Origin of the sequence: Waddlia chondrophila WSU 86-1044 (assembly GCF_000092785.1) — a bacterium.
GTDB classification, from domain to species: Bacteria; Chlamydiota; Chlamydiia; order Chlamydiales; family Waddliaceae; genus Waddlia; species Waddlia chondrophila.
In genome coordinates, this window is sequence record NC_014225.1 from 956,534 (window position 1) to 970,023 (window position 13,490).

Here is a 13,490-nt window from a genome sequence, read left to right on the forward strand (position 1 = left end):
TTTGTTGTCTATGAAGCTATCTCTAACCTATCAAATCGCAATAGTAGGAGCTGGACCGCTTGGGCTTGAACTTGCAATCGCTTTGAAACAGGCTGGCGTTTCCTATATCCAATTTGATAAGGGGCAGGTTGCTGAGGCGATTTACCGCTTTCCTGTCGGTACACAATTTTTCAGTTCCTCTGAGAAAATTGGCATTGCCGGGATGCCGATTCAAACAACGCAGCAGCAAAAATGTACGCGGGAGCTCTATTTAGCTTATATCCGAGCGACTTGTATGAAATATCAGCTGACAGTCAATGCTTATGAAACGGTTGTCAATATTGAAAAAGGTGATCAGTTCATCATAAAAACTCTGTCTGCAAGAGGGAAAAAAACTTATCGTGCAGCTTGCGTAGTATTAGCAACGGGCGGAACCTCAAAGCCGCGTACGATGGGAATTCCTGGAGAAGATCTTGTTCATGTGCAAACAAAGCTTGAAGACCCTCATCACTATTTCGGGCGTCATCTTCTGATCATTGGGGGAAAAAATTCTGCTGCGGAAGGAGCCCTTAGAGCTTTTCATGCAGGAGCTCGCGTGACTCTTGTAACTAGAGGTCAAGGATTTGATCCCGATACGATCAAATATTGGCTTTTGCCGGAGCTGAAAGGGAGGATAAAAAGAGGAGAGATCCGGTGTTTTTTTGAAACTGTTGTAGAAGAAATTTTTCCGGCGAAAGCACGCCTGTCAACAGGAGAGATGATCTTTGCCGACTTTGTTGTGAAAGCAATTGGTTTTGAAGCAGAGATGAATCTTTTTCAGCAGCTAAGAGTCAAGCTGTCTCAACTTGGAGTTCCTTCTTTTAACGAAAAAACCATGGAAACTAACGTGAAAGATGTCTATGTTTTGGGAACGGCGATTGCAGGAACGCAAGAAACGTATAAGGTCTATATAGAGAATACTCATCACCATGTAGGCAAAATCATGGAAGATATCTCGCAAAAATTTTCTGTTGACTTGCCGGATCGCAGGTGGTATTCAACAGAATATTTTTATAGCGGTCCATTGGAACAATAAAATGAAAGATGTTTTAACCTTTATTTTTCACAATTTTTTCTTGGTAGCTCTGGGAGTTGCTTGTATTTGGGCTCTAATCAGACAGCAGGGACTGCTAAGTTATTTTATGCTCTTACCTATAGGACTGGGAGGAATTTGGGCTTTTTACCTCTATGCCTTTCACACAGAGCTTGGGGCGAAGCTTGCCGGATGGAATGTGTGCAACTTTCAATATTCTGCTGCCGCCGCATTCCTGGGGCTTGGAATCAACGGCATTATCGCGTTTAAAAAGGGAAGGGACTTTCGCTTGTCGGTCATTCTATTTGCTTCTGCCTTGTTTTGGGGAGATCTGATTGCTCATTTTTATCAAGCGTACTATATTGGAGAATCAGCTTCTAGCAATACAGCTTTTATTATGTACGGGGATTTTTTGATCCCTTCTGCACTTTGGATTGCTTTCACTCTTGATTTGTAAGCTGTTTCCAAAGCTTGAGCTTTCCCTTTTTTAGGTATTTGTTAAATTTGTGATACTCGATTGGCCAGTCCAGGTAATATTCGGTATCAAGGAATGTATACTTGCCATCTTTGCAATAAGGGATATTTTGAATGTAAATGGAGTCGGAAAGGCCGCAGGTTTCCAGTAGATCCCAGAACATATAAATTTGCTCATAGGTTGCTTGGTTTTTCCATTGGGAGCATGTCTTGCGGTGTTGGACAATGTCCATCTCTTCTGCGATGAGAATAAAATGCCGGCCTGAGAGGATATTGTGTTTGCAGGGGATGAAATAGATCCATTTTCGAGGGACTTTAAAGGAGGCTGTGTATTCTTTTTGCTCAATTATTTTTTTGATCAGCTTGGCTCCTTCAATTCTTTTGATCCAATGCGGCCACTCCGAGCCGACCGGTTGGTTGTCCAGGAAGAGTTTAATGATATAACCTTCTAATTTCGGATGCTTGGCGACAATCACTTTCATTGGATTGTTATAAGAATCATAGCGGAACCCTGCTTTATAGAGTGAGATGCCGTTCGCGATGCAGTTTGTTGAAAAAATGAGATCTAGGCAGGGCTTAAGAGGGTGATTTTCAGGGAGTAGGTAAGGGCTGACTTCGCTCCAAATCTCTTTTGAAATGGAGGGAGGCTTACTCTGTGTTCCGATGAGCGGGGCTGCAAATAAGAGAAAAAAGGTGATGATGATTTTCATGAGTTTGAAATTGGTTCGGTATAAATCTTGATTTTACCTTCTGCCAATGGTTAAATAAAGACAAAAGGAGAAAATTTTATGACGTCCCAGTTCAATACACTCAAAGCGCTGCCAGGAAAACCTAATCATTATTATTATTCGCTGCCTGCTCTTGAAAAGCAGGGAATTGGTAAGATCAGCCGGTTGCCGATCTCTATCCGCGTCGTTTTAGAGTCTGTTTTGCGCAACTGCGACGAAAAAAAAATCACAGCAGAGAATGTCAAACAGCTAGCCAATTGGAATGCGGAAAAGCCGGGAAATGCGGAAATCCCTTTCGTTGTGGCGCGGGTTTTACTGCAGGATTTTACAGGGGTTCCGTTGCTTGTGGACCTAGCTGCAATGAGGGAAGCGATTGCGGCGAAAGGGATGGATCCCGGGTTGATCGAACCGTTAGTGCCGGTGGATTTAATTATCGACCATTCAGTCCAAGTTGATCGGTTCGGTACCGAAGACTCCTATCTTTTCAACCTTAAGACGGAATTTGAACGAAATCAAGAAAGATACGAGTTCTTGAAGTGGGGATCTCAGGCGTTTCAGACATTAAAGATTGTTCCTCCAGGAATCGGGATCTGCCACCAGGTGAACTTGGAGTTAATCTCTACGGTTGTTTCTAAAAAGGAGGCAAATAACGGCTATCTCCTTTATCCCGATACATTAGTAGGAACAGATTCGCATACGACGATGGTCAATGGCTTGGGTGTTGTCGGATGGGGAGTCGGAGGGATCGAGGCTGAAGCTGCGATGCTCGGACAGCCTGTTTTTATTCCCATGCCAGAAGTGATCGGACTGCATATGTCGGGGCAGCTGAGAGAGGGAGTGACGGCAACCGATTTGACTTTAAGAGTTACCGAGCTATTAAGAGCAGAAAATGTGGTGGGCAAGTTTGTTGAGTATTTCGGCGATGGAGCAGCAAGTCTTTCTGTTGCAGACAGAGCAACTATGGCAAACATGTCTCCCGAATATGGGGCAACGATCGGCTTTTATCCAGTGGATGAGAAAAGCCTGGACTACATGCGCATGACAGGGAGAAGCGAGGAGCACATTGCTATTGTCAGAGAATATTTGGAAGCGCAAGGAATGTTCGGGATCCCTCGTCAAGGAGAAGTTGATTATACAAAAGTGCTTGAACTTGATCTTTCCAGCGTCAACCCTTGCGTGTCAGGGCCTAAGCGTCCGCAAGACAGAATTGAATTATCACAAGTAAAAATGAAATTTGAAGAGTTGATGAAGCTTCCCCTTGAAAGAGGGGGATATGGCAAAGGTGGCCAGTTGGAGCGTCCTAAAGTCTGTGTCCACTCAGGCGGGACGATTCTTCTTTCCAGAGAATACGTTTCAGGGGGAAAAGAGACGTTGGAAAGCGATGATGGCCATATTCCTGAAATGGATGAAGCTGAAATGGTGGCTAATCGGCCGATCACTTATGCAGTATCGAAAGGACCTCAAGAACCTGTTCAAATTGATGGAACTGTATGCGATACGGTCTTAACTCATGGGTCAGTTGTCATTGCAGCGATCACAAGCTGTACGAATACCAGCAATCCCAACGTGATGATAGGCGCCGGGCTTTTAGCAAAAAAAGCAGTGGAAAAAGGATTGAAAGTTAATAAGCGGGTAAAAACCAGTCTTGCTCCCGGTTCCAGAGTTGTCACTGACTATTTGGAGAAAAGCGGTTTGCAGCGCTATTTGAATGCTCTAGGATTCAATCTGGTTGCGTATGGGTGTACAACTTGCATTGGCAATAGCGGTCCATTGGATGATGAGATGGAAGAAGCTATCCGCTCAGCAGATTTGGTAACAGCCAGCGTTTTGAGCGGCAACAGAAATTTCGAAGCTCGAATCCACGGATCGGTCAAAGCGAATTTTTTAATGTCGCCTCCTTTAGTTGTCGCTTTTGCCATCGCGGGCAGGATCGATATTAACTTCGATCAAGAACCTCTCGGGTACGATCGGGAAGGTAACGAAGTGTATTTAAAAGATGTTTGGCCGACTCAGGAAGAGGTTAACGAGGCAATTCAAAGATCTTTGAAACCAACGATGTTTTCTGAAAGGTATTCAAATGTAGAATCTGATAATCCTGTTTGGAAAGGGATTGAAGTGGGTAAAGGGCTGCAGTATCCATGGAAGGATTCTAGCACCTACATTCAGTGTCCGCCTTATTTTGCAGGGTTTGAAAAGACATTGCCAGAGATGCCACCTCTTGAAGGAATGAGGCCTTTGGCTATTTATGGCGATTCAGTGACAACGGATCACATTTCTCCTGCAGGGGCTTTTAAATCCGACACTTCAGCTGGAAAATATTTGATTTCGAAAGGGGTGGAAGAAAAGCGTTTCAATAGCTACGGCAGCAGGAGAGGGAACCACAATGTCATGATGCGGGGAACGTTTGCAAATGTCCGCATTCGGAACCAAATGGCTGATGGAAAGGAGGGGGGATGGACAAAGTTGATGCCCGAAGGAAAGCTGATGCCTTTGTTTGACGCAAGCCAAGAGTATCAAAAGCGGAAAATTCCCCTGATTGTCTTTGCCGGTAAAGATTATGGGATGGGAAGTTCACGCGACTGGGCCGCGAAGGGAACAGCTTTGCTTGGCGTTCATGCTGTTGTTGCCGGCAGTTTCGAACGCATTCATAGAAGCAATCTTGTCGGGATGGGAGTGCTGCCTTTGCAGTTTATGGCAGGAGATAATGCGGATTCCCTCGGATTAACGGGAGAGGAGATCATCTCCGTGAAGGGGCTTGAAGAAGGAATTCGAGCCGGTCAAGAGGTTGAGCTGCATATTGAAAAGGATGGAAAAGTGCATAAAGTTCCCGTTATTGTCAGATTAGAGACTCCTGTTGAAGTGGACTATTACAAACACGGAGGAATCATGCCTTATGTGCTTCGGCAGTTGATTGCATAATGCCTTACATGCATGTTTTTGACTCTATCTGTTAGTGCAGCTATTGGCCCTATCACTTGGGTATGCGGCAAAATTTCCTGGATCGGTATGAAATTTATCGGTGGTTCATGGATATTTAGTTCCTTGAGCCACGAAGCAAGTTGAGCAGACGAGCTTATGTACACAATTTTACCCAAGCCGACCAAGCCGTGAGCTGCTGCACACATTGGACAGTGTTCTCCTGTGGTATACATGGTTGTAAGCTTTCTTTTATTTCTAGTCAGGTGATTGGCAGCCCATTGTGCAAGTTCGATTTCAGGATGAGCTAAGACATTATGCTCGTTTATTCTATTGCGCGCTTCTGCAATAATTTCTCCTTTTTCGTTTACCAGCAGAGAAGCAAACGGTTCATCTCCGGATTTCAGAGAAATTTCTGCCAAAGTCAGGCAGCGTTCTAAATAGATACACTCGCTATCAGTGATATTATTCATTTGAAATAGAACCGTGGGGAATAGATTTTCTTGGAATAGGATTTTTTTCTATCCGCTTTCTTTCAATCGGCTGCCGGGGAATGGCGTTTCTTTCAATGGGACTTTTTTCAATGGATGTTCTGGGAATGGGGCTGGGTTCAATTTCTTTTCTGGGGATTTGGTTTTTCGGAATGGTATTGCGGGGAATTTGATTCCTTGGAACCTTATTGTCGAAGTAATTCCTTTTTTCCTGAACCCGCTTTTGGTAGTCTAGCCTTCTTTGGATCCCCTTTTGAAAAAATGGTTGGGGAGAGGCATCCGCTGGCCCTGTCCCTTCTTCTTTAGCAGAATGCTCCTCTTCTTGATCGAATTCGTCATAGGCGCCCTCTTCGAAGCGAGCATCAGAGGATAGCGTGGAGGGGAGGCCAAAGATCAGGGAACATACGCAAAGAATCACCCAGCGGCAATTATTGTCGCAAAGCATGCCTCTGCCCCTTATTTTTTCTACATTCTTCCCTATCATCATTATACCTAAATAACTCTTACCTTGTCAATAAAAAACTATACATTTTTGCTCGTTTTTATTCGAAAATTTGTTTCAAAATTTTCCGGAATTGATTTAGTATTTTCAACTTCTTTAGATTTCTTTGGAGTTCCTATGAACGTATTTTGTACAAAATTTTTTCTCTTATTAATTACCAGTATTCCTTTTTCATTGCAAGCGTTTGGTATTTGGCAGTGCGCAGGAATGCTGATTCCAGAGCTTAATCCTTTATGCTGGGATGCATGCGGATTTGAGGTAGGCGCTGAGCTGCTTTATCTCAAACGGTGCGGCGACAGCGATCGCGTAAATTTTACTTCCAACGGGATTTCAGGTCCTATCGTTTTACATTCGGATCTTTTAGATCCTGGATGGGAATGGGGCTATCAATTGGTTGGCCAGGTAAATCTTAAGGGAAGCAAGGCTGTGGAAATTGTCTGGATGCCGGGAATTTGCTGGAATGCATCAGAAAAAGTGCAGGATCAGAATCATCAGCTATACTCCATTTACAGCGATTTCGGACAAGATCCTCTTGGCGGATTTCCTTATTCTGATCAATCAGGCGAGCAATCGATTGCATTTGAGTCCAAGTTGCAAACTGTGGAAGTCAACGTGAAAAGATTGTGGGGGATTTTCCGAGGAGCTTTTCTTTATGGATATCGTTATCAATGTTTGCATGAGGATTTGAAATATCAAACGACTGGCTTGGCGGAATCTAACTGGTACCGCTCTTCGACCGAGGCGACAAATGATATGCATGGATTTCAGCTAGGAATGAATATTTGTTTTCCTTGCACCTCTTGCTTCTCTTTTGAATTATTCGGAAAAGGGGCTGTTTACGCCAATTGCACCCAGTACGAGCTTTTTGCAACGGCTGGTTCAGCTTCCAAAGAACTGAAGCAAAAGGAAAGCAGTACACGCACTTCTTGGGGGATTGATGCTGGAGCGAAATTACTCTATGAATGGAGTATGGGATCTCATTTTTACATTGGATATCAATATCTTAGTTACCGTAATATCGCGTTGGCAATCGATAATTTTTTTAAACAGCCGCCACTTAATACGGCGCTGCAAGATAAAGTACTGGTCAATGATTCTAATCTTTCTTATCATGGAATGAGCATCGGATTGCATGTGATCTATTGAATGATGCCGATTGTTAAAATTTATTAGAGGGTGTCATTTTTTAGACACCCTCTTAGGCTGCGTTTAGATTGAAATTTAGAGATTTTTTTGGTTTAGTGCTCTTGGCGGCATTCTGGGGGCCTACATTTTTATTGATTAAAATAGGAGTTGAAGCAGTTTCTCCTTTGGCATTGACGACTGTCAGATGCGGATCTGCGGCTCTTTTCTTATTGGGGTATTGTTTACTGACTCAAAGATCTCTGTCAGCTGTTTTCCCTTCGGGAAAACACCTTTTGTTTATGGCTATTTTTGGAAATGTTGTGCCTTTCTTATGCTGTGCAATAGGGGAGACGATGGTTCAAAGTTCGACAGCAGGAATTATTGAAGGTTCCGTACCTTTGATTGTTGCCCTTTTTACTGCTCTTTTTACTCCTCACAGGAGATTGTCGAAAAATGAAATATTAGGCATCGCGATAGGTTTTTTGGGAATTTTAACGATTTTTGCTCCCGATATTATGCAGACATCAGGCCACACGGAAGAACGCTTTCTGGGCAAGATGTTTCTTGTTGTCATGGCTGTTTCTTTTGCAGCGAGCTTTGTTTATTCTAAAGAAAAGTTGGATAATGTTCCTCATATTGCCGCTGTGACGGTGCAGCTGATTTTATCGGGACTGATTTTGTTTTTAATGACATTTTTTATCGAGGGAAGAGCTGCCTTTCATGGATTTACCTTCAAGGTTTCAGCTGTTGCCTTGTCGCTCGGGATCTTTGGAACAGCAATTCCATGGTGCATCTATTTTCATTTAATTAAAAAAGGAAGCGCAGCTCAGGTTTCGCTTGCCGTCTATCTACTCCCTGTTGTCGCAGTTTTCTTAGGATGGGTATTCCTTGATGAAACGCTGCGATGGAACCTCTGGCTTGGTGTGGCGTTAATTCTTTTTTCCCTTATTCTTGCCAGCGGCATGTTGGCAAAACGCCGGAAAACGGATCACGACAATCCCTTATTGAGGAACTGATCGTCTTTGGTCCATGCGATGATTCCCCAAATGGAAGTGCAGACGTACACTGCGAACAAAAGCGCTTGTGAGTAGTTGCCGATAGATAAATCATAGACGACCCATCCAATGTTGCTGATTGCCCATAGCCACTGGCCGATCACATTTTTTTTTATGACAAAAACATTTCCTGCCAGCGATAGGATAACAAAAATCCAGGAGAGATTTTCAAAAGTCATCGCTTACGTCCTTGGTTTGAAATTCCGAAAATGTATACGATAGGTAATCGTACGAAAATTGTACATTGAAATGAACTTAATACTATCTCTCATAAATAAAAAGGGGGTGCAGCAATGACTCAAACGTTCTCAGGCAAATTGGAGGTGATTTGCGGGTCGATGTTCTCAGGAAAAACAGAGGAGTTGATGCTGCGTCTTCGCCGCGCTGAGTATGCGAAAAAAAATGTGATGACAATTAAGCATGAGATTGATAACAGAAAGTCTTATTCTTGCATTGTTAGCCATAGCGGAGTTGAAAGGACCGCCCAGCCTATTGAACCTTGCAAAGATGGCTTGAACACCTTGAAACGGTGCGTAGATGGAGCTGTCGATGTCGTTGGAATTGACGAGATTCAGTTTTTCCCAGACGAGATCATTCCCATTTTGTTAATGATGGTAGAGAGCGGCAAACGAGTCTTAGTTGCAGGTCTGGACATGGATTTTCGTTGCGAACCTTTTGGGATTGTCCCTACTTTGATGTCGCTTGCCGACGAGGTGTGCAAATTGCGGGCGATTTGTGTTGTTTGCGGGAATGATGCAAATTTTACCCAGCGATTGATCAATGGGAAACCGGCTAAATATGACGATCCCACGATTCTTGTTGGAGGACAGGAGTGTTATGAAGCAAGATGCAGGCGATGCTACCGCATTGACCGTAAAAGGGATCACACCGGACACTTCATTGAAGAATTTGCAATGAGTTAATGACACGGCCTAATCAAGATGATAAGATTGCATGACTTGCTCATGCTTTTCATATTGAATTTCCAGTTCCTGAAAAAGAAGATCAATCTCTTTTTGTTTCGTTCCATAAGCTTTGGCCGCTTCGGCGATGCTTCCAGGATCGGATTCCAATTGGCGTTGGAGATCGGAAAGCTCTAGTTCTTTGAATTCAATTTCAGCTTCTAATCTTTCGATCTTCTTTTTTATGGGATTCAGCTCTTTTGAGCGTGCTTGTATCTTTTCAGCCCGTTCTCTTTTTTGAGCTTTTTTGTCGCTTTTATCCGATTTTGCTTTGATTAGACCTTCGTCATTCCAGCCGATTTTTTCGAGAAAATATCCATAATTTCCGAGAAAAATTTCTTGGCGATCTTCATGGCAGAGGATCAGCTTTTCTGGAATCCGATGCAGGATTTCTTCTGCGTGAGAGACGATGATAACACTTCCGGGAAATGTTTCAAGGGCTTTCACCAGCGCTTCCACAGATTCAAGATCAAGATGATTTGTCGGTTCATCCAGTAAGAGAAGATTGCACTTAGCCGCCAGAATTTTGCCTAAAAGTACCCGGCTTTTCTCACCCCCTGACAACACGCGGATTTTTTTTTCAGACTGTTTTTGGGAAAACATCATGATCCCGCAGATGCGCTTAATTTCGCTGAAGGGAAGATCGGGATTTGAAAGGGAGATCTCCTCCTCAATGGATAAGCTGGGATTGAGATTAGCGACATTTGTTTGTCCAAAATATCCAACTGCCAGATTTTCGGATCTTTTGATTTCTCCGTTCAAGGGTACAAGTTCATTAGCAAGGAGTTTAAGCAGGGTAGATTTGCCTCTGCCATTTTTTCCAATCACTGCCAGCCTTTCACCGGGCTCAACTTCTAAAGAAAAATCGGAAATCAAAAGATCTTCCATTCCTTCATAGGCAAAAGAGAGATTTCTGGCCTCAAGCATGCATCGCCCTGGAAAAGGGGAGGTTTGGAATTGGAAATCAAGGTTGTCTAACTGCGTCAACTTTTCCAAAGAGGGGAGTTTTTCAATCGCTTTTAATCGAGACTGTGCCTGTTTAGCTTTTGTCGCTTTGGCTCCAAATCGGTTGATGTAAGACTCTACATGCTCTTTTTTCTTTTCGATTTTCAGGCGTGCTTTTTCTTGGGATTCTTCTTCGAGTAAAATGTGATTGTAGTACTCCTGAGTTGTTCCTGAGAGATGCTGCAACTTGTTGCGATGGATTCCCATTGTATGTGTGGAGATGGAGTCTAAAAAAGCTCTGTCATGCGAGATGATGATCAATTCACTTTTCCAATTTTTGAGGAATTTTTCAAGCCATCGTATGGAAATAATGTCGAGATAGTTTGTCGGTTCGTCAAGTAGAAGGCAGTCTGGTTCCTCAGCTAGAGTTTTGGCAAGCTGAATTCTTAATTGAAAGCCTCCAGAAAAACTTTCAGGGGGTTTGGAAAAATCTCCTTCTTCAAATCCAAGGCCTGATAAAATCACTTCGACTCTATAGGGAGTTTCTCTCTCTTCTTCAGGTAAGCAAAGAGCAGCTTCCATTTGAACAGTAGGCTGCGTGAATCGGATATGCTGATGGAGATAACCGATTCGATAGCTTTTGGGCATTGAGATCACCCCTTCATCAGCACTTTCTTCGCCAATTAAGATTTTAAACAAGGTGCTTTTGCCAGAACCGTTGCGTCCAACAAAACTGCATCTTTCCCCTTTGTCAATCTGGAAGGAGATTCCGGAAAATAACGTTAGGCCGCCGTAGGATTTAGTCAGATTTTCAGCTTTAATCATTTTTTCATATGCATTTCAGGTTTATGAATTATAGACTTATACCGAAACAATTTCAAGGAATAGCGATTGAAAATAATTAGAAAAGTTGATAATTAGAGAATATATGCTTATTTTATAAAAAGAGCGAATGATAAATATGGATGATATTGAACGAGTAGTCTCATTCTTTGAGTCGATTGAAAAAAGCGATTGGAACACATTGCAGGAAATCATAGCCGATGATTTTAAATATTTCGAATCCACTCCTGATCCGATAGGAAAAGAGATCTGGCTGGATTTCCAAATTGCCATTCAAACAGCTTTTCCCGACTGGGCTTACAATATCCAAAAAGTTGAAAGGATCAACAACGCGATAGAAGTGACAGTGAGTATTACCGGCACTCATTTAGGCGAGCTTAATCTTCCTATTGAAGGGTTTTCTTCTTTGCCTGCAACTCGTCGAAAAATTCATATGCCGGAAGAACACGCATTGATCTCATTGGAAAATGGTAAAATTAAAGAGCTTAGGATAGAGCAAAAACTTCACGGCAGCCTTCCCGGCCTATTGGAACAGTTAGGGGTTGAATAATTATTTGAAAAACTTTTATTGGGAAAAATCTTTAATAAATCTTAAACTGAATAATTTAAGCTGTAATGTTAAATGGTTTTTTGGAGGAACGATGAAGATTAAGTGTCTGGTTGCGCTTTTTCTTGTAATAGGGATTTTTGAGTTCTCATATTCCGAGAGTGTTGCAGAATCATTGGATTTTTCCATTGAGGATAGGCTAGATCGCGTCGAAAATTTCCTTAATCGACAAGTTCCTGGATTGGAAGTTTCTTATCATGCTGTGATCGAAACTCTTATAAATGAAGGATGGGACGTCTATATCAGAGGAGGAGCAATGCGAGATCTTCTGGCTCCGATCCCTAATGAACCAAAAGATATCGATTTTGATTACTCAGGCACTACAGAAGAGTTAAAAGCGATTTTGGATCGCCATCAATGGCAATACACACAGCTTCCCGGTCGCTCAACAATTGTGATCGGAGAACACCGTGGAATTCACATGGAGGCAGTCCCTCTTTCCGTTGCGTTTGGACATGGAGAAAGCTCTCTGGAGTTTACAATCAACAACATTTTTTACCACTGTAATCAGAAAAGTCTTGTTCCGGGTACTGAAGTAGGCGTTGTCGACCTCAGTTATCAAAGGCTGAATATTTTAACGCCGAATTGGAAAACATGGCTTTACAGAAAGGGAAGACACCCTTTCGAGCGAATTTTCCGCAGTTGGAACATGATTGGTAAAGGATTTGTCTATTCGGTTGATTTTGCTAATTTTCTCAATCGGGAAGCAGTGAAAAAAATGCATCGTTTTCCCGATATTTTCCGAGAAGAGATGCTTCACTATCTTGGAGCTCATTATGAAAGTTTTGATGACATCTATTACGGATCCATCGCTATTATGGGATATGATTGGGCACAGGAACAGGTTCTTTCTTTGAAAGATGAAGCAGAGAAGAAAAACATCGCAGGTCAAGATCTCAGGGATCAGTTTACTTTTTTTAGCCGTCCTTGAAACACCACGTTGGCCACATTATCCACCATTTCTCGGGATGGATGGCAGATCCCTGTCATTTTTTTAGGCTGGTTGGTGATGAGTCCATCCAGACCCAAGGCAGCTAATTGAAATGCAGTGTCTTTGTCATCGATGGTCCAAGCCCATACTTCAATCCCGTTCTGATGAAATTCCAGGATCATTTCTTCATTTAATAACGTATGTTTAAATGCGTAATGCTTAGCATGGATGGGGCGGAAATCGTCCAAATCTTCAAGATCCTTGACAATCGGCAATAAAGCTTGCTGCGGAAGATAAGCTTCAAGGCATAGCAGGACATTGGGGCTTAAGCTTCCCAGGAGAATCGGACCGTATTGGCTTATGCGAGGAGTCACTCTTTTAATTACATCGCCAATCTGCTTGCCCATCGAACAAGCTAAGAACGTTTCTTCTTTGACTTCGACCATGACTCCGATTTTTCCTTTGGGAAACAGTAAAAGTTCTTCGAGAGTGAGAACTCTTTGGTTGGAATAACTGGTATCAAACCAGGAGCCTGTATCAATGAGCTTGATCTCCTCAAGAAGCAATTCGTTAACTTTATTGGGATGGGTTTCATTCGTGATTCGGTGAAAAGTTCCATCGTGGATGATAACAGGAACTCCGTCCTTCGATAGTTGTACATCACATTCAATGTAATCGACAGGGATCTGTATTGCACTGATGAATGCAGCAAGGGTATTTTCCGGTGCTTGGGAAGAGTTGCCTCTGTGAGCGATGAGTTTAGGGGTTTTATTAAGCATGAACCTATCCAGAAAAAACTGATTCTTGAAGTTAATTAGGCCTAATCTTCATGATGATAAATATAGACTTAATTTTGAAGC

General features: G+C 42.7%; 14 protein-coding genes. 8 read left to right on the plus strand and 6 right to left on the minus strand.

Going from position 1 to position 13,490, the window contains the following annotated elements; genetic code table 11:
- Window positions 1-10: 10 nt before the first annotated feature.
- Both WCW_RS04305 and WCW_RS04310 read left to right on the plus strand, forming a co-directional pair.
- Window positions 11-1,054, plus strand: coding sequence for an NAD(P)-binding domain-containing protein (locus tag WCW_RS04305; protein ID WP_049767116.1), 1,044 nt, complete (start codon window positions 11-13; stop codon window positions 1,052-1,054).
- 1 nt (window position 1,055) lies between these two features.
- Complete coding sequence (locus WCW_RS04310) at window positions 1,056-1,508, plus strand: DUF6790 family protein (RefSeq protein WP_013181966.1); 453 nt, start codon at window positions 1,056-1,058, stop codon at window positions 1,506-1,508.
- On the opposite strand, the gene WCW_RS04315 is transcribed toward WCW_RS04310, so the two are convergent.
- Window positions 1,492-2,235 carry a hypothetical protein gene (locus WCW_RS04315; protein WP_013181967.1) on the minus strand — a complete coding sequence of 248 codons (744 nt, stop codon included), beginning with the start codon at window positions 2,233-2,235 and terminating at the stop codon, window positions 1,492-1,494. The two genes, WCW_RS04310 and WCW_RS04315, sit on opposite strands and share 17 nt — an antisense overlap.
- Window positions 2,236-2,313: 78 nt before the next feature.
- On the opposite strand from WCW_RS04315, the gene WCW_RS04320 reads away from it, so the two are divergent.
- Complete coding sequence (locus WCW_RS04320) at window positions 2,314-5,172, plus strand: aconitate hydratase (RefSeq protein ID WP_013181968.1); 2,859 nt, start codon at window positions 2,314-2,316, stop codon at window positions 5,170-5,172.
- Here WCW_RS04320 and WCW_RS04325 read toward each other — a convergent pair.
- Window positions 5,145-5,642 carry a nucleoside deaminase gene (locus tag WCW_RS04325; protein WP_013181969.1) on the minus strand — a complete coding sequence of 166 codons (498 nt, stop codon included), beginning with the start codon at window positions 5,640-5,642 and terminating at the stop codon, window positions 5,145-5,147. The two genes, WCW_RS04320 and WCW_RS04325, sit on opposite strands and share 28 nt — an antisense overlap.
- Window positions 5,635-6,105, minus strand: coding sequence for a hypothetical protein (locus WCW_RS04330; protein WP_013181970.1), 471 nt, complete (start codon window positions 6,103-6,105; stop codon window positions 5,635-5,637). Before WCW_RS04330 ends, WCW_RS04325 begins: the two co-directional genes overlap by 8 nt.
- Window positions 6,106-6,279: 174 nt before the next feature.
- Between WCW_RS04330 and WCW_RS04335 the strand changes: the two genes are divergently transcribed.
- Both WCW_RS04335 and WCW_RS04340 read left to right on the plus strand, forming a co-directional pair.
- Window positions 6,280-7,308, plus strand: a complete 1,029-nt coding sequence (locus WCW_RS04335) for a hypothetical protein (protein ID WP_013181971.1) — start codon at window positions 6,280-6,282, stop codon at window positions 7,306-7,308.
- 101 nt (window positions 7,309-7,409) lie between these two features.
- Window positions 7,410-8,303: a DMT family transporter gene (locus WCW_RS04340; protein WP_162268173.1), complete on the plus strand. Its 894-nt coding sequence runs from the start codon at window positions 7,410-7,412 to the stop codon at window positions 8,301-8,303.
- Here the strand turns inward: WCW_RS04340 and WCW_RS04345 are convergent.
- Window positions 8,276-8,521 (minus strand): nicotinamide mononucleotide transporter, encoded by a 246-nt coding sequence (locus WCW_RS04345; RefSeq protein WP_013181973.1) that lies wholly within the window; start codon window positions 8,519-8,521, stop codon window positions 8,276-8,278. The two genes, WCW_RS04340 and WCW_RS04345, sit on opposite strands and share 28 nt — an antisense overlap.
- Before the next feature lie 114 nt (window positions 8,522-8,635).
- On the opposite strand from WCW_RS04345, the gene WCW_RS04350 reads away from it, so the two are divergent.
- Entirely contained in the window at window positions 8,636-9,265 is a 630-nt protein-coding gene (locus WCW_RS04350) for a thymidine kinase (RefSeq protein WP_013181974.1), read from the plus strand.
- 9 nt (window positions 9,266-9,274) lie between these two features.
- On the opposite strand, the gene WCW_RS04355 is transcribed toward WCW_RS04350, so the two are convergent.
- Complete coding sequence (locus WCW_RS04355) at window positions 9,275-11,074, minus strand: ABC-F family ATP-binding cassette domain-containing protein (protein WP_013181975.1); 1,800 nt, start codon at window positions 11,072-11,074, stop codon at window positions 9,275-9,277.
- 136 nt (window positions 11,075-11,210) lie between these two features.
- Between WCW_RS04355 and WCW_RS04360 the strand changes: the two genes are divergently transcribed.
- Together WCW_RS04360 and WCW_RS04365 are read left to right on the plus strand one after the other, a co-directional pair.
- A complete protein-coding gene (locus WCW_RS04360; protein ID WP_041941516.1) occupies window positions 11,211-11,642 on the plus strand; it encodes an ester cyclase in 432 nt (143 codons plus the stop codon).
- Between the two features lie 91 nt (window positions 11,643-11,733).
- Window positions 11,734-12,630, plus strand: coding sequence for a tRNA nucleotidyltransferase/poly(A) polymerase family protein (locus WCW_RS04365; RefSeq protein WP_013181977.1), 897 nt, complete (start codon window positions 11,734-11,736; stop codon window positions 12,628-12,630).
- Here WCW_RS04365 and WCW_RS09695 read toward each other — a convergent pair.
- A complete protein-coding gene (locus tag WCW_RS09695) occupies window positions 12,603-13,409 on the minus strand; it encodes a glycerophosphodiester phosphodiesterase (RefSeq protein WP_013181978.1) in 807 nt (268 codons plus the stop codon). The two genes, WCW_RS04365 and WCW_RS09695, sit on opposite strands and share 28 nt — an antisense overlap.
- Between the last annotated feature and the right edge of the window lie 81 nt (window positions 13,410-13,490).

Bases quoted from the DNA above. Each gene is read 5' to 3' on its own strand.
- WCW_RS04345 (WP_013181973.1), bottom strand. From the start codon at position 8,521: ATGACTTTTGAAAATCTCTCCTGGATTTTTGTTATCCTATCGCTGGCA.
- WCW_RS04310 (WP_013181966.1), top strand. From the start codon at position 1,056: ATGAAAGATGTTTTAACCTTTATTTTTCACAATTTTTTCTTGGTAGCT.
- WCW_RS04325 (WP_013181969.1), bottom strand. From the start codon at position 5,642: ATGAATAATATCACTGATAGCGAGTGTATCTATTTAGAACGCTGCCTG.
- WCW_RS04355 (WP_013181975.1), bottom strand. From the start codon at position 11,074: ATGATTAAAGCTGAAAATCTGACTAAATCCTACGGCGGCCTAACGTTA.
- WCW_RS04350 (WP_013181974.1), top strand. From the start codon at position 8,636: ATGACTCAAACGTTCTCAGGCAAATTGGAGGTGATTTGCGGGTCGATG.
- WCW_RS04305 (WP_049767116.1), top strand. From the start codon at position 11: ATGAAGCTATCTCTAACCTATCAAATCGCAATAGTAGGAGCTGGACCG.
- WCW_RS04335 (WP_013181971.1), top strand. From the start codon at position 6,280: ATGAACGTATTTTGTACAAAATTTTTTCTCTTATTAATTACCAGTATT.
- WCW_RS04360 (WP_041941516.1), top strand. From the start codon at position 11,211: ATGGATGATATTGAACGAGTAGTCTCATTCTTTGAGTCGATTGAAAAA.
- WCW_RS04365 (WP_013181977.1), top strand. From the start codon at position 11,734: ATGAAGATTAAGTGTCTGGTTGCGCTTTTTCTTGTAATAGGGATTTTT.
- WCW_RS04320 (WP_013181968.1), top strand. From the start codon at position 2,314: ATGACGTCCCAGTTCAATACACTCAAAGCGCTGCCAGGAAAACCTAAT.
- WCW_RS04330 (WP_013181970.1), bottom strand. From the start codon at position 6,105: ATGCTTTGCGACAATAATTGCCGCTGGGTGATTCTTTGCGTATGTTCC.
- WCW_RS09695 (WP_013181978.1), bottom strand. From the start codon at position 13,409: ATGCTTAATAAAACCCCTAAACTCATCGCTCACAGAGGCAACTCTTCC.
- WCW_RS04315 (WP_013181967.1), bottom strand. From the start codon at position 2,235: ATGAAAATCATCATCACCTTTTTTCTCTTATTTGCAGCCCCGCTCATC.